The organism is Pseudomonas sp. ADAK2 TE3594 (assembly GCF_053628675.1).
The window spans coordinates 2,442,067-2,463,039 of sequence record NZ_JBRJGV010000001.1 but is presented as its reverse complement, the minus strand read 5'-3'; the positions used below and the strand labels follow the sequence as shown (position 1 = coordinate 2,463,039).

Here is a 20,973-nt window from a genome sequence, read left to right as displayed (position 1 = left end):
CGAGCGAGCTTGCTCGCGCTGGGTCGCGTAGCGGCCCCAAAAATCTGAGAACCATTGCCGATTTTTTATGAGTGCTGCGCACTCAAACGGGAGCAAGCTCCCTCGCCACAGGTTTTCTGCTCAAGACTCTCTTGAAAGTCAGGCCGGCACTTTCCCCTGACGATGATCGACAAAGAACACCTTGCCCTTGCCAATCCGGTCGGAGGCCTTGGGCATATTCGCAGCCGAGGTATCCTGACCATCGACATACCAATAGCAATGACTCACCGCCCGGGTAATGCCCACGTAGGCCAGTCGCAAGATCTCGTCTTTCTGTGCGCTGTCGTAAGGCTCGCTGTCGCCAGCCTTGCCGAGTCCGGCCATGCGATAGACCTGGTTCTTGTAGGGTGAAGTGGTCAGGTGCTGGCAATCGCCCAGCAGAAAAACCGCATCGGCCTGTAGGCCCTTAGCGCTGTGATAGGTCAGTTGTTTGAGCCGTCGAGCTTCGTACGGCAAGCTAGAATCCACATTAACTACAGACTGAATATGCTCTTCTATCAATGACTTATCGCTGCTTTTTCGATAAAGCATCAAGATTGAATCGCCTTTTCTGTAGTGCTCGATCAGGCGCTGGGCCATGCCTTGGTCATCCCGGTCGAGAACATTCACCGGCAGCAGCGCCTTGGGCTCACCACTGGCCTTGGCCTTCTTACCGGCAATCGCTGGTGCCGCGCGGACAATATGCTCCGCTGCGTCGATGATGTGCTGATGGCTGCGGTAATTGTCGCTGAGCATCACTTTGGTCGTGCTCGGCGACGGGAATTCCTTGTTGAACTCCATGAAGTAAGTCGGCGAGCTGCCGCGCCAGCCATAGATGGACTGCCAGTCATCGCCGACACAGAGCAATGACGAACGCTGCGCGCCGCGCCCCACATGCATGGCCGGTCCGCGACTGCGGATCTCCGCCAGGCTGGCACGAATCCACGAAACGATCTGCGGCGATACATCCTGAAACTCGTCAATCATCAAGTGCGACATCGGCCGCAGCAGCTCATCGCCGAGCAGCTTGAGATTCTCCGGCGAATGCTCGCTGAACAAAGCGAACATCCGGTTGTAGGTCATCACCGGTGGCGATTGATCCAGCAGATGATCTTCCAGCGCTCGCCAGAACAGGCTCAAGGCCTCGAAGAAAAACCGGTCCGGATCATCCTTGGCGAAACTCATCTGGCCCACGGCATTCGGCACATCCAGGCCGAGGTTTTCAATAAACCCGGCCGCCGCGACAAAACAGTCCAGCAACGGCGCGGAGCCGAGTTCGCCCTTGACCTTGTAATCGAAACCCGGCCCGGCGCTGGCGTCTCCGGCAAGCGAGGCCAAAACACGTTTTGAAGACTCATAACTATCCAGCCATATCAAAGGCTTACGACAGAAAGCTTGAAACAGGGTGCGCTTTACAGCCCACTCTGCACGCACTGAAAGCTTGGCATTCGGACGGCTGACCTGGGGATTTTCCCGAGGATCGAAACCCAGCACCACCCAGGCATCCAGCGTCGGAATGTAGCCGTGGCAATGAAAGGTCGAGCCATTGATGTCGAAGGTCTGACGATTCGGTTCGATGCCCTTGATCGGCCAGGCACCGGCGCGAAACCACAAGTCTTCGATTGTGTCGCACAGTTCTTCATCGCGCTTGGCGGCGAGTTCAGTCACCGCCATGCGTTTCTGCACGTCCGGGTGATCACGCTCCAGCTCCTTGAGCTGCAAGGCATGACGAGACAAAGGCTTGATCAACTCGCGAAAACGCTCATCGCGGGTGTACAGGCTGTGATAGCAGGCGTTGAGTTGCTGGCGCTGGGCATCGTTGATGCGCAGGTCGAAGGGGTTGCTGTCGACCTCCTCATCGCCGCCTTGCACGCGGTGACTGAGGTTTTCGAAGGCTTGCAGCCGCTCGAAACCCGGCAAGCTGCGGACCATCGGCAGGATGCGCGAGTGGAACGTGCGCACCAGATCGCGCGCTTCCTTAAGGCTGATTCCCCGGCCCCACACTGCAAACAGTTCGATCAGTTTGTTGATGAAGTCCTTGCGCGATTCGCGGGTGAAGGTCACCACGGTCATCGAGCTCAGCTCAAACCCGAGGTAATGGCTGAGCAGCAGAATTCGCAGCACCAGGGTCGTCGATTTACCCGCGCCCGCCCCGGCGATCACCGAGGTCGACGGTGTGTCGCTGAAAATCATCTTCCACTGGGCAGCACTTGGCTGGGCATGCGCGGGCAACAGCCGCGCCACGTCGGCCTTCATGCGCTTCTTCAGCTCAGCACTCAATGGCAGGCGCCAATCGTCGAACAGATTGTCATCGACGTTGGGCGGTCGATGCTCGGTCGAGCGCGAGTCGCGAATCAATAGAACCTGCCGACCTTCCTCCAGCCCCTCGAGCTTGCCTTCCTTATAGCCGTAATCCACTCCGGCGCTGTGACCGCTGCGAAAACCGTCAGCTTGGCCGTGCAGCCAGGACGCACGATGTTGCGCGCGCAGACGGGTAAGGCCGTGGCCAAAGAACCGGGCGGCCAGGCGCTTGAACAACGGCATCTCGGCCAAGGGTCGAAGTTCGGGAGGAAGATCGGGGGTGTGTTGCGGCACGCTGACGGACTCCAGGGTGTGAGGCTGTTGAGGGCTATGGTGTCTGCATTTGCCGTTTAGTTCTAGTGAAATGCTTACAGGTCATTGGCTTATGCGATGAAGTGAAGGCTGGATGAGAATGTTTCGAGGTTATTTGCTATCAACTAATTCGATTGTATTGAGGCATTTTTTACGCTTTTTATCGATGATTACCTGATAGATGATGCTCGCCATCAACCACCGGTTCTCGTTTGTGGCCCAAGCGTTCTGCCCCAATAACGAACCTTTTCAGGAGACGATCATGCTTGAACTCAGACCCTTCAACTCGCTGGGCGGCGCGCATCATGGCTGGTTGGATGCCCATCACCACTTTTCGTTCGCCGAGTACCACGACCCCAAACGCATGAACTGGGGCAACCTGCGGGTGTGGAACGATGATGTGATTGCCCCCGGCACCGGGTTCCCGCAACACCCGCACCGGGACATGGAAATCATCACCTACGTTCGTGAAGGCGCGATTACCCACCAGGACAACCTCGGCAACAAAGGCCGCACCGAAGCGGGCGACGTTCAGGTCATGAGCGCCGGCACCGGGATCGCTCACAGTGAGTACAACCTGGAAGCGACCGAGACCCGGATCTTTCAGATCTGGATCATCCCCAATGAAGCCGGTTCGGCCCCGTCGTGGGGTGCCAAGCCATTCCCCAAAGGCGAGCGCGAAGGTTTCGTGACCCTGGCCAGCGGCAAGGCCGGCGACGATCAAAGCCTGCACATTCGCGCCGATGCGCGTCTGGTGGCGGCGAACCTGAAGGCCGGTGAATCCGCGGAGTATCACCTGGATAGCGGCCGTCGTGCTTATCTGGTTCCAGCCACTGGGGTCATTGAAGTCAATGGCTTGCGTGCACAAGCTCGAGACGGTGTTGCGATTGTCGATGAGCAGGTGTTGCGCGTGACCGCGATTGAGGACAGTGAGATTGTGTTGGTGGATGTGGCTTGATGCGGTAAATGCAGCGACAAAAAAAAGGGGCGACCGTTGATGGATCGCCCCTTTTTTTGACTGAAATTCTGGGTGACTGCACTGACGCCTTCGCGGGCAAGCCTCGCTCCTACAGAAGGTCGGCGCCGATCGACGCCAATCCTGTAGGAGCGAGGCTTGCCCGCGAAGGGTCCCCTCAATCACTTCGCGGAAATTGCGCTATCCACGAGTGTCTGGGCTTCTGCCACCAGTTGCTTCAGGTGATCGTCGCTGACAAAGCTTTCCGCGTAGATCTTGTAGATATCCTCAGTGCCCGACGGCCGCGCCGCGAACCAACCGTTCTCGGTCATGACTTTCAGACCGCCAATGGCCTGGTCGTTGCCCGGTGCATGGCTGAGGATGCTCTGGATCGCTTCGCCCGCCAGTTGAGTCGAGGTGACCTGGTCTGGCGACAATTTACTCAGCAGCGCTTTCTGCTCAGGGTTTGCCTTGGCATCGACCCGTACCGAGAAGGGTTCGCCCAGTTCATCGGTCAACGCGCGATAGGCCTGGCTTGGGTCACGGCCCGTGCGGGCAGTCATTTCGGCGGCCAGCAATGCCGGAATCAAGCCGTCCTTGTCGGTGCACCAGACACTGCCGTCCTTGCGCAGGAACGACGCGCCAGCACTTTCTTCACCGCCAAAACCGAGGGAACCGTCGAACAGGCCGTCGGCAAACCATTTGAAGCCGACCGGCACTTCATACAGACGTCGGCCCAGACGCTTGGCAACGCGATCGATCAGACCACTGCTGACCACGGTTTTGCCCACAGCTGCATCGGCGCGCCACTGTGGACGGTTCTGGAACAGGTAATCGATCGACACCGCGAGGTAGTTGTTGGGTGCCAACAAACCACCGGACGGGGTCACGATGCCATGGCGGTCGTGATCCGGGTCACAGGCAAAGGCCACGTCGAAACGCTCTTTCAGACCGATCAGGCCTTGCATGGCGTGGCCGGACGATGGGTCCATGCGGATCTGCCCGTCCCAATCGACGGTCATGAAACGGAACGTCGCATCAACCTCTTTATTCACCACCTCCAGGTCCAGGCGATAGTGCTCGGCAATCGCCGACCAGTAGCGCACCCCTGCTCCACCCAGCGGATCGACGCCCAGACGCAGCTTCGCATCGCGGATGGCGTCGAAGTCGATCACATTGATCAGGTCGGCGACATAGGTATTGAGGTAATCGTGACGATGGGTAGTGCTGGCCTTCAGGGCCTGCTCGTAGCTGATGCGTTTGACGCCAGCGAGCTTGGCCGCCAGCAACTCGTTGGCCTTGGCTTCGATCCACTTGGTGATGTGGGTATCGGCCGGGCCGCCGTTGGTAGGGTTGTACTTGTAGCCACCGCTTTGTGGCGGGTTGTGGGACGGAGTGATGACGATGCCGTCCGCCAGGCCCGAGGTGCGCCCACGGTTGTAGCAAAGAATCGCGTGGGAAACGGCTGGCGTCGGCGTGTACTCATCGCCTTCGGCGATCATCACCGTCACACCGTTCGCCGCCAGGACTTCCAGGGCACTGGCACCGGCCGGCGTGGACAGCGCATGAGTGTCGATCCCGACGAACAGCGGACCGTCGATGCCCTGGGCTTCGCGGTACAGGCAGATTGCCTGGCTGATGGCCAGAACGTGCCATTCGTTGAAACTCAGATCGAACGAGCTACCTCGGTGTCCGGACGTGCCGAAGGCGACGCGCTGGGTAGAAATGGCTGCATCGGGCTGGCCGGTGTAATAGGCCGTTACCAGTCGCGGGATGTCGACCAACAGTTCTGCCGGTGCCGGTTTGCCCGCAAAAGGACTGAGTGTCATGCAAAACCTCTGAGAGAGAGTGGTTCGGGAATAGAACGCAGTTTACTGACAGTTTGGCCTTGGCGCGATGTTATCGATTGTCAGGTTCCGAGGATGAGTTTGCGCCTCGGCTCAGTCGATCGATTCCAGGCGCAAGGCATCCCCCAACAGCCCAAGTGCGTCGGCGAGGTCGTGGTGACCACCGAAGGTGTGACTCAGGCGCAAATGCTGGCCGTGCAGGCCCTGCAAGCTGAACAATTCTCCCGGAGCAATCACAACATGTTGCTTGAGCAAACGCTCGAACACTCGATGCACATTGACCTGGCGCAACGAACGAATCCAGATCGTCGCCCCGCCCTGGGGCTCAACGAAGTGCAGCGCGTCGGGCAGGCGATCTTCAAGCAACTGTGTCATCTGCACCATGCGTTCCTTGAGCAGTCGACGCAACACCAGCAGGTGTTGATCGATGCGTCCGTTGCTGTACAGCCGCGCAATGGCTTTCTGACGAATCAACGACAAACGGAAAGCGCGTAGCAGAAAGTGCCGCTGCAATCTGGCACGCAATTGTCGCGACAGCAGATAGCCGAAGGGCGCCTCCGACCCGATGAACTTCTCGAATGTGGAAAACACGATCAGCCGATCCGGGTCCAGCAGATCGCGAAATCGCAGGCCGTTCGGCTCGAACTCAAGCTCGCCATAGCAATCGTTTTCCAGTACCCAACTGCCATGTCGTTTCAGCAGCTGTGCGGCGGATTGCCTGTTGCTGTCAGGCGCCACACTGCCTCGTGGCATGTTCAGCCCCGATGAAAGCATCACCAGTCGCACCTGCTCGGCCTCAAGCAGTTCCTTCAACTGCTCCAGATCCAGACCGCCATCGGCTTGCAACGGCAGCTCGATCACCCGCACGTCCGCATCCTGGAGCAGACGCAGAATGCCCCAATCGCACGGTGATTCGACCACCACTACAGCGTCTTTGAGGCCAAGAGCGGCGATCAATATTTCCAGGACTCCCCGCAGGTCGGCGCCGATATAGACATCATCGGCATGCCAGCAACGTGTCGGCGAAGTGGTGTAACGCGCCGCCAGGGCTGTGCGCAGCTCCAGCTCGCCGCAGGGTTGTGAAGACGGTTGTGGCTGGCGTGGGTACTGGCGCAGCAGTTCTCTCTCCAGCAACAGCAACGGGCTATCCAGCGGTTGTAATAACGCCGGTTCATCGGCGCTCAGCACCAGCATGCCGGGACGTCTGGCGTTGACATAAACCGTTTCGAGCAAGTCCTTGCCGCGGCCGGGTATGCCTATTGAGGATACGGGTACGGCGTAGTAGCCGGACTTGGCCACCGAATAGACGCGCCCTTCCTTCTCCAACAGCGAATAGGCGTACTGAATAGTCGAGATCGACACACTCAGGCGGTGCGCCAACTGTCGCAATGAAGGCAGGCGTACTTGCACGTGACTGCCCGCCTCATTGATCAGGTTTGTCAGGTAACGGTACACCGCCTGGTACGCAAAATCGGTATCACGTGGTCCTTTCATGGGTAATGGCCGAACAGGCTACGAACGTCGTGACGCATCCTTGCCGGATCCGTCAAACCTGGCACTTTCACCGCCCCGTCGACCATTCGCCAGCCACGCTCGTTTCACTGTCAGGCGGCATGACTTCAGCCTGCATACCCGCGTCGCCGCTTTCCGTGCCGCTCCCCCTGCCCTCGTCCCGAACCACCGAGGCCATGCGGTAAAGCGTGCCGATCAGACTCACCGACAACCCGCTGACATCGACCATCCACTGTAGAACCTGCTCGGGTGCCGGACCGCCCTGCATTGCCCGGTGCAAGTCTGGCAATGCCACGAGCATGCCGGGATGGCACTGTCGAAGAAAATGCTCAAGGGCCGCGCCATTATCGACAAAAGGGGCGAACAGCAAACACACCAGTTGAGCCTCGCTCAAACCGAGGCTCTTTTGTGCTTCAGCCGCCGCCAATGCGCGCTGGTCGGTCATTGTCACCGGGTTGCCGAAGGTCTCCATTGCCTGTTCGCAAAAGCGCTCTGGAACGTGTTTACGACGCATCATCACCAGCGCCCGCTGCAGGTACTCGCTGACGCCCATCTCGTAGGTGCCACCGTGTACAAAGCACGCTTGCAAGCCACGAAGGTGCGCGGATATCGACAGGCTGACGTAGTCGTTATCACTGAGCTGAGCCGACAACTCGTCAGGTTGAAACCCGAGAAAATCGGTGAGCAATGGCCAGCGCTCTTCCAGGTTGCTGACCAGCATGTCGTGAATATCGATAAAGGTCGTGCGGCGACACGCTTCAAAACGATCGGCGGGACGCCACGCCGCCAGGGCCGATGCAGGATAAAACTCGCGGTAGCAATCGCTGCCCAATTCATCGAGCCGCGCGAACAGGCCCTCGTATCCCGTTTCATGATGGTCTGGTGCATTGAGCCCGGCCTTGGCCGCCGCGCGGTTCAATCCCTCGATAAACTGCTTCTGCCGACGGGGCGTATCGCTACTGACCAGTGCATCGACACCTTGGTCCCAGCGGGCGATTTGTCCGCAAAACTCGCCGGTCGCCAGGTACCCGTCATCCCACAGATCAAGCGGCCCGTTCCAGGCTCGACGGTGCCCGACCATCAGCAAGTTGAGCCGATTCGACTCGCGACCGGCTTCGGAGATCGACGCCAGATGGTTGAACGGCAGGACTTCACGATTATCGACCATCAGCACTTCGACCCGGGGATCGTCGTAGAGAAACAACGCACTGCAGCTGCGATGGATGTTTTCCATGGCCGTCGAGGCCGCACCGTTCAAGCGCAAGGTCGCCACTCGCAGCTGAAACGTCGCCGGCGCCCGGCCGGCGATACTCAGTTGCGCGGCGCGCAGTAGCGCCAGCGTGTAGCAGCTGTCGCGGGACCCTGACTGCATCGCCAGCACCTTGTAATCGCCAATACGCTCCATGCCTCCTGCGGAAATCACCAGGCGCTGAATCATCAATTGCAATGCCGTGCGCTCGGCGCGAGAGAAAAAACCCAGCAAACGCTGCAGCATTTGCTGATAAACATAGTTCATTGCCTGATCATGGGTAGCGGTCATCATTATTTACCTGTAACTCATAAGTTCAATGCCACGCAAACAACGAGGTGTATTGCGCAACAGGTATCTGTCATGAATGGAGTGCCGGGGCTGTTGTTCAAATGCTAGCACTTAAGCATTGTGTAATTATTTGAAATGATTGGATGTCGCGGATACCCCAAGGAGATCAAGATCGCCGCAACGCCCGGCAGAATGGGCGCCCTGTGCTCCCACGCGCTTTCCTAGGAAATTTCCGACAGCGTCCCACAGACACTTAGTACAAGAAATAAAGAAAGAAGTTGCCAATGAATGTAAGACAACTGAGCGACGCTGCATTATTTGTTGAGCATATATTGCAGGCGCGCATTGAGGAGTTTCAGCCTGATAGTCGGCCATGACTCTTTCCTTGAGATGAAATTAATCATTCAATTATCAGGGCTTATATAATGATTAGAAGATACAGATTGAGAGCAAAAACCAGTTCAGTTGCTGAACCAGCCCACCGACAGATCGATGGAACGTCTCATTTTGGAGTGACTACCGGCAGAAGAGTCCGTGTTCTCACGGACTCTTGCAGAGGAAGGGCTTACGCAGGCTCGACCTGAAGGGCGACCCGTTCGCGGCATGGGCATTCGTCCATATAGCGGTGGGCTTCGACAAACTCGGAAAACGGGAACACCCGGGTCTTGAGTGGCAGCAGCACACGATCCGCGGTCAACTGGTTGATATCGCGCAGGGCACGTTGCAGTGCGGCCTGATCCTGGATGATGCCCAGCTCCGGCTTGCCGGTGAAGTTACCGATGCAGTGTACAAAGAACTGAATGTTCTTCTGGAACGCCGCACAGGCCGGAAATGGCGTCTGATTACCCCCCTGCAGGCCATAGAGCACCAGGCTGCCGCGAGGTGCGAGCACATCGCCGAGCAGCGACATCTGCGGCCCGCCAAGGCCATCGAACACCACATCGACGCCGCGGTTATCGGTGATCTTGTTGATCTGCATCAGCAGATCCTGTTCTTCGGTGACGATAACTTTCTCGGCGCCCAGGGACAGCAGGTACTCACGCTCATCCGCGGTTTTGGTCGCAGCAATCACTCGCACACCGAGGGCTTTTCCCAGTTGTACAAACGATGGCCCAGCGCAGTGGCTGGCGTCGGTCACCAGCGCAAATTGCCCGGGTTTGACTCGCGCCAGGTCGGCGTAGGCAAAATAAGCGATCAATAGCGGCGTGTAGTGCACGCTGGCTTCGATCGGGCTGAGCACGTCCGGGTAACGGGTCAATGCCGAGCGCGGCAGAACGATCTGTTCGCCGTAAACAGGGTAGTCGTTGGGGCTCTCGGCCGGGAAGCTGGCGACCTTGTCACCAACGGCCAAATCATCGACGCCTTCGCCGACCATAGTGACCACGCCAGCCATTTCATGACCCAGGCCAGAAGGCAGACGAGCATGGGACGAAGCCAGGTTCTGGCGCCAGAGAATGTCGTACCAGCTGATGCCTATCGCTTCGACGCGCACCTGCACTTCGCCCGGCGCAGGCAGAGCGGCCGCATGCTCTTCGCATTTGAGCACCTCGGCTGGACCAAACTTGTGAAAACGGATCGTGCGGGACATCGCAAACCTCGTCAAAGTAACCTCTAATGCCCTGAACTCTATCTGGGCTTTCTACCCAAGACCATCAGTGGCTATTAATAGTCGACATGCCTGTCATTGATTCCGCAGCGACGGCGACATCATCAAATGCCGTAAAAACCGAAGCAGCCTTTCAGAAAAAACTGAATTACCCTGTGCAGAGTACCAGTCTTTCCCCGTAAGATTCATGCCGGCCATTGTTCCCATATGGCCGCTCACGTCAAGTTTGCTGACTCTGCCAGGACTCCAGATGAATCGTAATGACCTGCGTCGTGTCGACCTGAACCTGTTGATCGTTTTCGAAACACTGATGCACGAACGCAGCGTGACCCGTGCTGCGGAGAAATTGTTCCTCGGCCAGCCGGCCATCAGTGCAGCACTCTCGCGCCTGCGCGGGCTGTTCGATGACCCGTTGTTCGTGCGTACCGGCCGCAGCATGGAGCCTTCCGCCCGGGCGGTGGAAATCTTCGCCCTGCTCTCGCCGGCCCTGGATTCGATTTCCACCGCAGTCAGTCGTGCGGCGGAATTCGATCCGGCGACCAGCACTGCGGTGTTCCGCATCGGCCTGTCGGATGATGTTGAATTCGCGCTACTGCCTATGCTGCTCAAGCGTTTGCGCGCGGAATCGCCGGGGATTGTGCTGGTGGTGCGTCGGGCCAACTACATTCTGATGCCGAGCCTGCTGGCTTCGGGCGAGATTTCCATCGGCGTCAGCTACACCGCCGACCTGCCGGCCAACGCCAAGCGCAAAGTGCTGCGCCGTAGCATGCCGAAATTGTTGCGCGCCGATACGGTGCCGGGGCCGTTGAGCCTGGATGATTTCTGCGCCCGCCCCCATGCCTTGGTTTCGTTCGCGGGCGACCTGAGCGGCTTTATAGATGAAGAGCTGGAAAAACTCGGGCGCAAACGGCATGTGGTACTGGCGGTGCCGCAGTTCAATGGGCTCAGTACGCTGATCAGTGGCACTGATATTGTCGCGACAGTGCCTGATTACACAGCTGAAGCGTTGACCGCAGCTGGTGGCGTTCGAGCGGAGGATCCGCCGTTGCCGGTGCGTAGTTTTGAATTGCACATGACGTGGCGTGGGTCGCAGGATAATGATCCGGGGGAGCGTTGGTTGCGGTCGCGGATTCAGATGTTTTTCGGGGACCCCGATAGCCTGTAATGGAATTCCACCAGACCCCATAAAACTCTTTAATAACAATATCTTATTGGTAATTACAGTCTGTTGCCGTCTGTCTAAATCCAATGGATTCCAAAACTTATGGGGGCATAATTGGGGGCAAATTTCGACTATTAAAAAACGGTGCCCCCACCGATACCCCCAGATAACGCCCCTGTTTACAGACGAAAACTCAGCGATGCCTTCATCCGCTCGTTGACTGAACCCGGCAAACACACCGACGGCGAAGTCCCTGGTCTCTACTTGGAGGTAAGGGCGTCGAGCAAGGTCGGAAAATCCCCTTCCAAGTCCTGGCGCTTAAAGTATCGGCTGCACGGCAAGGAGAACCGTTTCTCGATCGGTGCGTACCCTGACATCGGGCTGAAGGAGGCGCGCGACATTGCTCGCGGCGCACGCCGTGACGTGTCTAACCACATCGCCCCGCTCAAAGCCAAGATCGAGACACAGTTGCTCAACGAAGAGCGCACTTTCGCGTACGTGGCCGAGCAATGGTTGGCATTTAAGTCTGCCGAACTGGTCACCAAGTCCATCTCAGGGTTTCGTGGAGCGCTGAGAACAACCACATCTTGCCTGCCATTGGCAGATCAAGCTGGAGCACATCACTACGATCATCACCGAGTTGCGTCGTCAACGCACCCTGGCCATGGCCCGGCGCGTGCGCACCATCATCCGTGCCATCCTGGGGTTTGCCGAGGGCCGCGGCTGGGTGGAGCTCAACGTGGCGCTCAGCAACATCGAGGAGCTGAAGATCCGCCACATCGTCACCAGCAACCCGGCAATCGAAAGGCCAGTCGACCTGGGCAGGTTTCTGCTGCGTCTGGATGACTGCAACGACGGCAGCGTTGCCGCCGCGATGCGCCTGCTGGTCATGATAAAGCTTCAACAATGTTCGATCGACGATGGCGCTGAACGCCACAACGTTCAGCGCCCTCTGACTCGCTCACTTCCTCTCGCGGTTCACCACTCCCTTCTGTTTGAGAAGAAGCGTTGGATTGCCCTCGCTATCCGCAGTTGTTGAAGCAGATCCGGGCTGATTGTCAGCACTGCCATTTCAGGATTTATTTCCACCAATACTCGACCTGAAACCCTACGTTGGAGCCTTGCAGGTCTGTACCAAACGCACCGGTATCAGACAACGCCGATCCCGGAGATTGCAAGCTGGCGGCGCGTTGCGCAGCCTTGTTCCAGGTTGCGTAGGTGTAATACAGACGAAATTCCGGCCTGTCCCAGAATCCCGTGCCCTTCGGTGACCAGGTAGGCGCGATGGTGTACTTAGTGAGTTTTCGGGTACCGTCTGCAGCTTCAACCTGGTCGCGCCCAACTTCGGTGATCAACTTGAACTGGTCCGTGAACGCATAAATTGGCCGAACACCAATGGATAACCAGTTCTGATCATCACCATCAGGCCGCGTGTCTTTTTGATAGACCAATTCAACTTGACCACTGAAAGCATGAGTCATTTGCCAGTCGAAAAACTCCACGAGCCGCCAGCTCTTGTTGCTCTCATCCAGCGTGGTATCACCGGTGTAGCCCAATGCGGTGCCCGGCCCTCGGCCGTATTGAACAGCGAACTTGTTGACTCCGCCGAGAAACGCGACCTGCTTGTGCTGGGCAACCACCGACCAGCCCTGATGAGCATTCTCGCGGCTCGGCTTGTCCAGATAACTGACGCCCAGCTGAATCTCGCCACCGGGATTTGTGTTGAATCCGCTGACGGTCACATCATGACGAGTAACAAAATCCTTTTGGAAGACGTTGTCCTTGCGTGAGAATACGTAACTGTATTTCAGATCTCCCAATGCGACCTGGTCGAACCCAAAGCCTGTCGAGCTTTGGTTCCAGTAGAAGTAGTCGGAAATATTGATGTCGTTTCGGTTGTAGTAACGACGGCCCGCCCAGAAAGAACCGCCATTCAATGCCGGCATCTTGCTCCACTCAGCGTAGAGCTGGCTCATCCGCGTATAGCCGTGCTCCCCGTCAAATTTTGGTTCATGGCCATACTCGTTGTAAAACTGTGCCATACCTTCCACGCTGACCACCGAGCCGTCGTCCAGTGAAAGCAGATCCTGACGCAAATCCAGTTCCAGATATTGCTCACATTCGTTGCCCAGACGGTACTTGGATTGCGCGCCCGGTAGCTGAAAACACGACTGTTTCCCTCCTTGAGTCGAATCTCCTACTCCGGTTCTGAAATAACCACTGAAGTCTGTTGCATACGCATCAACGGGCAAAAAGCCGACAGCAAAGGACGCACCCAGAACTGCGCTGAGAGTTTTAACGTTCATTCATAACACCTTTTGTTTGTTATATTTATTGGACAAGGCCGATAACACGAACAGCACGCTTTTGATTCGGATACGCGACTAACTCCACGCACCGGTTTCCGACAGGGAAATACCAAGTTAAATCGAATAAAAAAAAGGCACTGCATTACCTGAACCAAAAGCATGCGAAAAATCCAGGCAGTGCAAAGTGACCACGACGAGCTAACGATAAGGCATTAGTCCCGTCCAATCTTATGAGGCTCTACCCCCGATGACGTCCTCGGAAGAAATCTATAAGACCCTGCGTCGAGGAATCATCAGCCGGTTGCGCGTCATATCGAGTCAGGAGGCTATGGACGTTGTTACTTAGCTCCTTGCCCAGTTCCACGCCCCATTGATCAAACGAATTGACTCCCCAAATTACGCCCTGGACAAAGACCTTGTGCTCATAAAGGGCGATCAGCGCACCAAGGCTATGTGGATTGATGATCTCAAGAGCAACTGTATTGCTTGGCCGGTTACCGGGGATCACTTTATGCGGTGCCAGTCGTTCAATCTCACTGGATGAAAGGCCTTTGGCTTTTAGCTCTGCCTCAGCTTCACTGCGGGTTTTGCCCCACATCAGCGCTTGGCTTTGAGACAAGCAATTGGCATACAGCCATTCCTGATGATCAGCCACTGGATTATGGCTGACCACAGGCACAATGAAGTCAGCTGGAATCAGAGGCGTTCCCTGATGCAGCAACTGGTGGTAAGCGTGCTGTCCGTTACACCCCACGCCGCCCCAGATTACTGGGCCCGTGCTGCAGGACACTGACGTGCCGTCATGACGAACACTTTTGCCATTTGACTCCATATCCATCTGCTGCAAATGCTTCACGAAGTTGCGCAGGTAATGGTCATAGGGCAAGAAAGCATAACTTTGCGCACCCCAAAAGTTGTGATACCAAACGCCGAGTACCGCTAAAAGAACAGGAAGGTTCTGTTCCAATGGTTCGTTCAGGAAATGCTGATCCATCGCGTACGCGCCGGATAGCAGCTCTTTGAAGTTAGCGATGCCAATGGCCAGCGCAATCGGCAGGCCAATTGCAGACCATAGTGAGTAACGGCCACCGACCCAGTCCCACATAGGAAAAATGTTTGCTTCGCGAATGCCGAAATCCAGCGCCGCTTGGCGATTACTTGTCACAGCAATGAAATGGCGATATAGCTTCTCCTCCGTCCCGCCCTTAGCCAAGTACCAGCTACGAGAAGCTTGTGCATTCTTCAAGGTTTCAAGAGTACCGAAGGTTTTGCTGGAGATGATGAACAGCGTTGTTTCTACGTTCAGTTCGGCTGTAACCTCTCGGAACTCACTGCCGTCGATATTAGCTAGATAATGGCACCGCACCCCATGCCGAGCAAAAGGCGCCAGCGCCTCAGAGACAAGCTCCGGGCCCAGAAATGAGCCACCAATACCAATGTTTACGACATCGGTGATGACCTTGTCGTTGTAACCACGCCACAGATGGTTATGGATACGACTCACAACGTCAGTCATCTGCGCCAGGGCTCCATGAACATCGCGCATCAAGTTGCGACCATCGACCATCAAAGCGTCCCCCACTGGTCGCCGCAGCGCCGTATGCAGCACTGGGCGCCCTTCGGAGCAGTTGATTTTCTCTCCACTGAACATGGCACGCGCGGCCTGTTCCACGCCTGCCTCGCGAGCAAGGTTTACAAGCAATGAACGCGTTTCGTGAGTGATCAGGTTTTTGGAGTAATCCAAAAAAAGCCCGCAGCCCGCCAAGGAAAACTCTTGAAAGCGTTTACTGTCATCTCGAAAGGCATCGCGCATACTAAAATTTTTCATGCTCTCCCGATGGTCGAGCAGATTGCGCCATGCCGGCAGTGCAGTCACATCATTCGTTTTGTTGTAGTTATTCATGCTCAGCCCTTCTTCGCCAATACGGCTTGTGCCGTCTCAATCAACTCTTTTCTTGCCATTCAAATGCGGGCGTTTTGTAACTCTGCAAACGCAGAAGCGCCATCACAGGAATAAGCCCTGCATTGTGCAGTTACGACCAATTATCGGATTTAGTCCCGCGAGGGCCAGCGTTCTCCATCGCGATTCAAATAAATGTCTATCTCTATAACGAAATCATTGAAACCTGAAGAAAACAAAACCGAACGCGGGACACTCAAACAGAAAACACTGAAAACACTGAAAACATACATATACGTGCACGACAAATGGAAACCAAGTGCTAGTCGTTTAGTTTCAAAGTTATCCAAGCGGCGAGACGTGAACAAAAGTCAAGTAATTCACGTCTGCACCGCTAGATCCTCAGGACGAAATCCTGATTACAGTCATTTGGGAGCGCCGCATGAATCTCGCTGAATTAAAGAGGGTTTCAATCTAATAGTCTGACGTCTACCCTCAGGTTGCTTGATACGCTTCAATAAAAGCTTCACAGCCTGGGCTCCGAGTTCCTCGAGAGGTTGCGCTACAACTGTCAGTCTTGGGCTAAAAGCATCCGCCCAGTCGAAATCGTCAAAGCCAACCAGCGCGATATCCTTTGGCACCTCAAGCCCCGCTTCACGAAGAGCCTGCATTGCACCAATGGTCATCAAGTTGTTTGCAGTCATTATTGCGGTGGGCGGGTGCTCTAGCGATAGCAAACGCCGCGTGGCTTCCATTGCCGGCGCAATCGCCGATTCACCACAGCAAACCAATTGATCTTCGTACTCAATTCCAGCGTCAGCTAAAGCCGCACGGTAGCCGTCAATTCGCTCATGAGAAGAAGACTGGGTCAATCGTCCGGATACCATCCCGATACGCCGATGACCCAGCTTAATCAAATGTGCAATCAACTCTTGAGAGGAGTGCTTATTCTCTACCCCCACTTGATCAAAAGACGTCGAGAGAAGTCGATCGATAAGAACCGTGGGTATCTTGTTGGCTTTTAAGTAATTAAATACTCGATTTTCTGGATCATATTCCGAAGCGAGTACAATCCCGTCAACACGTCGCTCATGCAGTGCCTTGACCGCTTTAAGTTCCTGTTCCGGATCTCTTTGCGTATTGACCAATATCATCATCAATCCGCTTTTCGCGCATGCCGCTTCGATGGCACGTACTGTTTCACTGAAGTAATAGTTTGAAAGCGTAGCAATCGCCACGCCGATAGCACCCGACCCCGAAGAGGAGCGAGCCAGAGACCGAGCGAGTGAGTTTCGAATATAGCCTACGGACTCTACAGCCTGATTCACACTACGGACGGTGTCAGGATGTACTTTACGAGTACCGTTGAGAACATGAGATACCGTAGACATTGATACGTTCGCGGCTCTCGCGACATCGCTCATCTTTGCGCCCACTGTGCATCACTCCTTTCTCACGTGATTTGATGGATAGCGCTGAACTCATGTCCAGTTGCTACCTATTGTAAAGCTCACGGCGAGAAAATGCGTCGATGGCTCTCGGAATTGGTGCCGGGGCGAGCCCGCAATTTCGTGAAAGACCCAGCGAGATGCGCAGCGCATCTGAAGTCTGTGAATCGAGATGGTGGAATCCGCTATGCAGCATAGCCGGGCACTCCTTTTTATTATCGTAGCGATCATCCTGCGAACCAATTGATGGACGCAGCAGCGCTTGTTGAAAAAAGCATAGCCGAGACGAAAGCGCTTGCGCAAGCGCTTTTCTAACATCCTTTTCATGTGCTCTTTGATCGGGGTTTCCCTAGGGGATGGACGTTGAAGTGCTTTTTGGAGAATTCCTCGAACGAAAAGGAAAGCGCTTGCGCAAGCGCTTTCCTTTCGACTATGTTGCTCAAACAAGAACACCGATGAGGGGTTTCAACTGCCTCTCAAATCGGTAGATAAGGAGTTAACAGCTATGCTGAGCACTGGATCTGAAAGCCCCCCTCCTGCCCTATTGGAAATGCATTCCATCTCGAAGTCATTCAATGGGGTGCGCGTCCTGCACGATATTGACCTCAGTATTTTCCCTGGACAAATCCACGCACTAATGGGCGAAAACGGCGCCGGAAAATCCACTCTGATGAAAATACTATCGGGGGCCTATGTCGCCGACAGTGGCACTATACGAATCGACGGATGTGATATTCGAAACTATGGCGTGAACGATGCGAAGCGCCATGGCATATCCGTCATCTATCAAGAGCTCAGCTTGTGCGCAAATATGAGCGTGGTGGAGAACATCTACCTGGGTAGAGAGATTCGTCGATGTGGCGTTATAAACCGCAAGGCAATGACCGAAGGCGCGCTCGTAGTACTAAAGCGACTTGGCGTCACATTTGATCCGCACGCACTGGTCGGCACCTTGTCGATTGCGGACCAACAACTTGTTGAAATCGCGCGTGCAATTCATGCCGATACGCGAATCCTGGTGATGGACGAGCCTACAACGCCGCTATCCACAAAAGAGACCGAAAGTCTTTTTACATTGATTCGGCAGCTACGTGATGATGGCGTCGCGATCATCTATATCAGCCATCGAATGGCCGAGATATACGCATTGTCCGATTGTGTTTCGGTGCTCCGGGACGGTCGTTACGTTGGTTCGCTGGATCGCGTCACACTGTCAGCTGAAACCCTGGTCCGGATGATGGTTGGCCGCGATGTTTCCGGCTTCTACGCCCATGAGCGTTCTTTGTGCTCTTACGAGCAACCGATACTACGTGTTCGCAATCTTACAGATGACTTCAAAATTCAGGATTGCAGTTTCGATCTGTATGCCGGCGAAATTCTCGGGATTGCAGGACTGGTGGGTTCTGGAAGAACCGAACTTGCCCGATTAATCGCAGGCGTCGATGCGTACTCAGGCGGAAAGATTGAGATGGACGGCGAAGTTGTAGTAATACGCTCTCCTCGCGATGCAGGTAACGCAGGCATCGTCTATCTGACAGAAGACCGCAAAGCACTGGGCCTTTTTCTCGACATGAGTGTCCACGACAATATCAATGTATGTGTCGTGGGAAGTGATGCCCGATTTGCGGGGTTTGTGGACCGAGCGGCCGGAACTGGACGTACCGAACAAGCAATCCAGGCACTCAATATCAAAGCGTCTTCAGATATCAATGTTGGAGCACTGTCCGGAGGCAACCAGCAAAAAGTTTTGCTGGCTCGTCTGCTGGAGATGAAGCCCAGAGTATTGTTCCTCGACGAGCCTACATCAGGTGTCGACATTGGGGCTAAATCAGAAATATATAAAATCATCAATGCATTAGCAGCATCCGGCGTTTGCGTAGTGATAATTTCAAGTGAACTACCAGAGATCGTTGGAATTGCCGACCGTGTATTGGTCATGTGTGAAGGTAAACTTGTCACCGAACTCGGTGGCCACAGCGGTCTTGATATCACACCTGAAGCCATTATCGCGTTTGCCACAGGCAGCGACAGGTTGACTCTAGCCAACGGAGACTTAGTCCAATGACTTCCCCACTGCAAAGCAAAGTAGCAAGTGACCTCACCACGCCTGGTGTACGAAGCATCGCCGGACTTTCCACCCAGGATAAAATGCGCCAACTGATGAGAGTGGCGGGCATGCTGCCCGTACTGTTACTCCTTTGTGTGGGCTTTGGCCTGATGAGCGAGAGCTTTTTCTCGGTTCAGAATTTCTCGATCATCAGTCAGCAAGCCTCTATCAATGTGGTATTGGCGTCAGGTCTGACTTTCGTGATTTTGACAGGTGGAATCGACCTTTCGGTTGGTTCGATTCTGGCTGTTTCCGCAGTAGTGGCGCTATTGGTATCGCAAGTTCCGGGGTTTGCTCCCCTGGCCATCGCTGCGGGGCTTGGAGTCGGACTGCTACTAGGTCTCGTCAATGGTGTATTGGTCGCTTTTGGAAAGCTACCGGCATTTATCGTCACGCTAGGCGGATTGACAGCGATGCGCGGAATCGCACGCCTCATCGGCGAAGACAAAACGGTTTTCAATCCCGACCTGTCCTTTGCTTACATTGGAAACGATACATTGTTCGGGGTGCCATGGCTGGTTGTAATCGCGGTAGTCGTGGTTACTCTTTCGTGGGTTATTCTTCGACGTACGGTGTTAGGCGTACAGATTTACGCAGTGGGCGGTAATCCTGAGGCCGCACGGTTGTCGGGAATCAAAGTCTGGAAAGTCCTGTTATTTACTTATGCCCTGTCCGGTTTGTTGGCGGGCGTGGGGGCCATCATGACTTCCGCTCGACTGATGGCTGCTAACGGACTGCAAATGGGACAGTCTTATGAACTCGACGCTATCGCCGCCGTTATTCTGGGAGGCACGCGCTTTACAGGAGGCGTCGGCACTATCGTCGGTACGCTAATTGGCGCCCTTATTATCGCTACACTTTCCAATGGCCTGATATTGCTGGGAGTCTCGGATATCTGGCAATACATTATCAAAGGTGTTGTCATCATCGGCGCGGTAGCCCTCGATCGCTTTCGGCAGTCAGGTGCACGAACCTGAATCATATATAACCCCCACACTCCAATAACAAGAGACAGTGCTCATGAAAAAAATAATATTTACCGCTGTTTGTACACTACTGGTATTTAGCAGCGCTCAAGCGCGAGAGTTGAAATCCGTCGGGATAACTGTTGGCTCGCTGGGTAATCCTTATTTTGTAGCGATGGTAGATGGCGCCAAAGCCGAGGCACTGCATATCAATCCCGCCGCAAAATTTATCTCAGTGTCGGCAGATTACGATTTGAATAAGCAGTTCACTCAAATCGATAACTTCATTTCTTCGGGCGTAGACTTGATTCTTGTCAACGCCGTCGACCCTGTTGCAATCGCGCCTGCGATTGCGAAAGCAAGGAAGGCAGGCATAGTGGTTGTGGGCGTAGATGTCATGGTGCAAGGTGCCAACGCCACGGTACAGACCGATAACGTCGAAGCCGGCAGGATTGTATGTCAGTACATCGCTGAGAAACTGGGTGGCAAGGGTAACGTTATTATCCAGAATGGTACGCAAACTTCAGCAGTCTTGGACCGAGTCAATGGCTGTAAGAGTGTATTCGCGCAGGCACCCGATATCAAAGTACTGTCTGATAATCAGGATGCCAAAGGCTCGCGCGAAGGTGGCTACAGTGTGATGCAAGGCGACTTGACTCGTTTTGCAAAAGTCGACGCGGTGTTCGCGATCAATGACCCCCAGGCCATAGGTGCAGACCTGGCAGCAAAACAACTCAAGCGCAAAGGCATCATTATCGCATCGGTGGATGGCGCTCCCGATATAGAGACTGCGCTCAAAAGCGATACACAGATCCAGGCATCCGCCTCTCAATCCCCTTGGGGCCAGGCACAACAGGCCGTAACGATGGGTTATGACCTGTTGAATGGCAAATCTTTGGAAAGCACAACGGTACTGCTTCAACCCTCACTGGTAACACGAGCCAACGTCATGGAGTACAAAGGCTGGCAAGCTGACCACTGACCAACTGAG

At 55.2% G+C, this 20,973-nt stretch carries 14 protein-coding genes and 1 pseudogene; 6 read left to right on the top strand and 9 right to left on the bottom strand.

What is annotated here, in order from left to right; translation table 11 throughout:
* Positions 1–138: 138 nt before the first annotated feature.
* Entirely contained in the window at positions 139–2,613 is a 2,475-nt protein-coding gene (locus AB7M22_RS11175) for a UvrD-helicase domain-containing protein (RefSeq protein ID WP_454186312.1), read from the bottom strand.
* 280 nt (positions 2,614–2,893) lie between these two features.
* Here AB7M22_RS11175 and AB7M22_RS11170 point away from each other — a divergent pair, with 280 nt between their 5' ends.
* Positions 2,894–3,589: a pirin family protein gene (locus tag AB7M22_RS11170; protein WP_007896194.1), complete on the top strand. Its 696-nt coding sequence runs from the start codon at positions 2,894–2,896 to the stop codon at positions 3,587–3,589.
* A 179-nt stretch (positions 3,590–3,768) separates the two neighbouring features.
* Here AB7M22_RS11170 and pgm read toward each other — a convergent pair whose 3' ends face one another.
* The 5 genes from pgm to AB7M22_RS11145 all read right to left on the bottom strand — a co-directional run bounded on the left by pgm (position 3,769) and on the right by AB7M22_RS11145 (position 10,073).
* Positions 3,769–5,415, bottom strand: coding sequence for a phosphoglucomutase (alpha-D-glucose-1,6-bisphosphate-dependent) (gene pgm / locus AB7M22_RS11165; protein ID WP_454186311.1), 1,647 nt, complete (start codon positions 5,413–5,415; stop codon positions 3,769–3,771).
* 111 nt (positions 5,416–5,526) lie between these two features.
* Entirely contained in the window at positions 5,527–6,927 is a 1,401-nt protein-coding gene (locus AB7M22_RS11160; protein WP_454186310.1) for an aminotransferase-like domain-containing protein, read from the bottom strand.
* A gap of 67 nt (positions 6,928–6,994) precedes the next feature.
* Positions 6,995–8,485 (bottom strand): hypothetical protein, encoded by a 1,491-nt coding sequence (locus AB7M22_RS11155; protein ID WP_454186309.1) that lies wholly within the window; start codon positions 8,483–8,485, stop codon positions 6,995–6,997.
* Positions 8,486–8,611: 126 nt separating this feature from the next.
* On the bottom strand, positions 8,612–8,860 hold the full coding sequence (locus AB7M22_RS11150; RefSeq protein ID WP_454186308.1) for a hypothetical protein: 249 nt from the start codon (positions 8,858–8,860) through the stop codon (positions 8,612–8,614).
* 190 nt (positions 8,861–9,050) lie between these two features.
* Positions 9,051–10,073 carry a zinc-dependent alcohol dehydrogenase family protein gene (locus AB7M22_RS11145; protein WP_008006061.1) on the bottom strand — a complete coding sequence of 341 codons (1,023 nt, stop codon included), beginning with the start codon at positions 10,071–10,073 and terminating at the stop codon, positions 9,051–9,053.
* A gap of 268 nt (positions 10,074–10,341) precedes the next feature.
* On the opposite strand from AB7M22_RS11145, the gene AB7M22_RS11140 reads away from it, so the two are divergent.
* Both AB7M22_RS11140 and AB7M22_RS11135 read left to right on the top strand, forming a co-directional pair.
* A complete protein-coding gene (locus AB7M22_RS11140) occupies positions 10,342–11,256 on the top strand; it encodes a LysR family transcriptional regulator (protein WP_367375701.1) in 915 nt (304 codons plus the stop codon).
* A gap of 153 nt (positions 11,257–11,409) precedes the next feature.
* A pseudogene (locus tag AB7M22_RS11135) lies at positions 11,410–12,157 on the top strand (tyrosine-type recombinase/integrase); the annotation flags it as partial.
* 175 nt (positions 12,158–12,332) lie between these two features.
* Here AB7M22_RS11135 and AB7M22_RS11130 read toward each other — a convergent pair.
* From AB7M22_RS11130 to AB7M22_RS11120, 3 genes are all read right to left on the bottom strand, one after another.
* On the bottom strand, positions 12,333–13,559 hold the full coding sequence (locus AB7M22_RS11130; RefSeq protein WP_454186307.1) for a carbohydrate porin: 1,227 nt from the start codon (positions 13,557–13,559) through the stop codon (positions 12,333–12,335).
* Positions 13,560–13,800: 241 nt separating this feature from the next.
* Positions 13,801–15,465 carry a glucose-6-phosphate isomerase gene (gene pgi, locus AB7M22_RS11125; protein ID WP_454186306.1) on the bottom strand — a complete coding sequence of 555 codons (1,665 nt, stop codon included), beginning with the start codon at positions 15,463–15,465 and terminating at the stop codon, positions 13,801–13,803.
* Between the two features lie 422 nt (positions 15,466–15,887).
* The gene (locus tag AB7M22_RS11120; RefSeq protein WP_008073818.1) at positions 15,888–16,898 is read right to left on the bottom strand and encodes a LacI family DNA-binding transcriptional regulator; all 1,011 of its coding nucleotides are present in this window, start codon (positions 16,896–16,898) and stop codon (positions 15,888–15,890) included.
* Positions 16,899–17,415: 517 nt separating this feature from the next.
* Between AB7M22_RS11120 and AB7M22_RS11115 the strand changes: the two genes are divergently transcribed.
* The 3 genes from AB7M22_RS11115 to AB7M22_RS11105 are packed head-to-tail and all read left to right on the top strand — an operon-like array spanning position 17,416 to position 20,964.
* A complete protein-coding gene (locus AB7M22_RS11115; RefSeq protein ID WP_008006388.1) occupies positions 17,416–18,975 on the top strand; it encodes a sugar ABC transporter ATP-binding protein in 1,560 nt (519 codons plus the stop codon).
* Positions 18,972–19,994 (top strand): ABC transporter permease subunit, encoded by a 1,023-nt coding sequence (locus tag AB7M22_RS11110; protein ID WP_454186305.1) that lies wholly within the window; start codon positions 18,972–18,974, stop codon positions 19,992–19,994. The genes AB7M22_RS11115 and AB7M22_RS11110 overlap by 4 nt, the downstream gene beginning before the upstream one ends.
* Before the next feature lie 43 nt (positions 19,995–20,037).
* Positions 20,038–20,964: an ABC transporter substrate-binding protein gene (locus AB7M22_RS11105; protein WP_454186304.1), complete on the top strand. Its 927-nt coding sequence runs from the start codon at positions 20,038–20,040 to the stop codon at positions 20,962–20,964.
* The last annotated feature ends 9 nt before the right edge of the window (positions 20,965–20,973 follow it).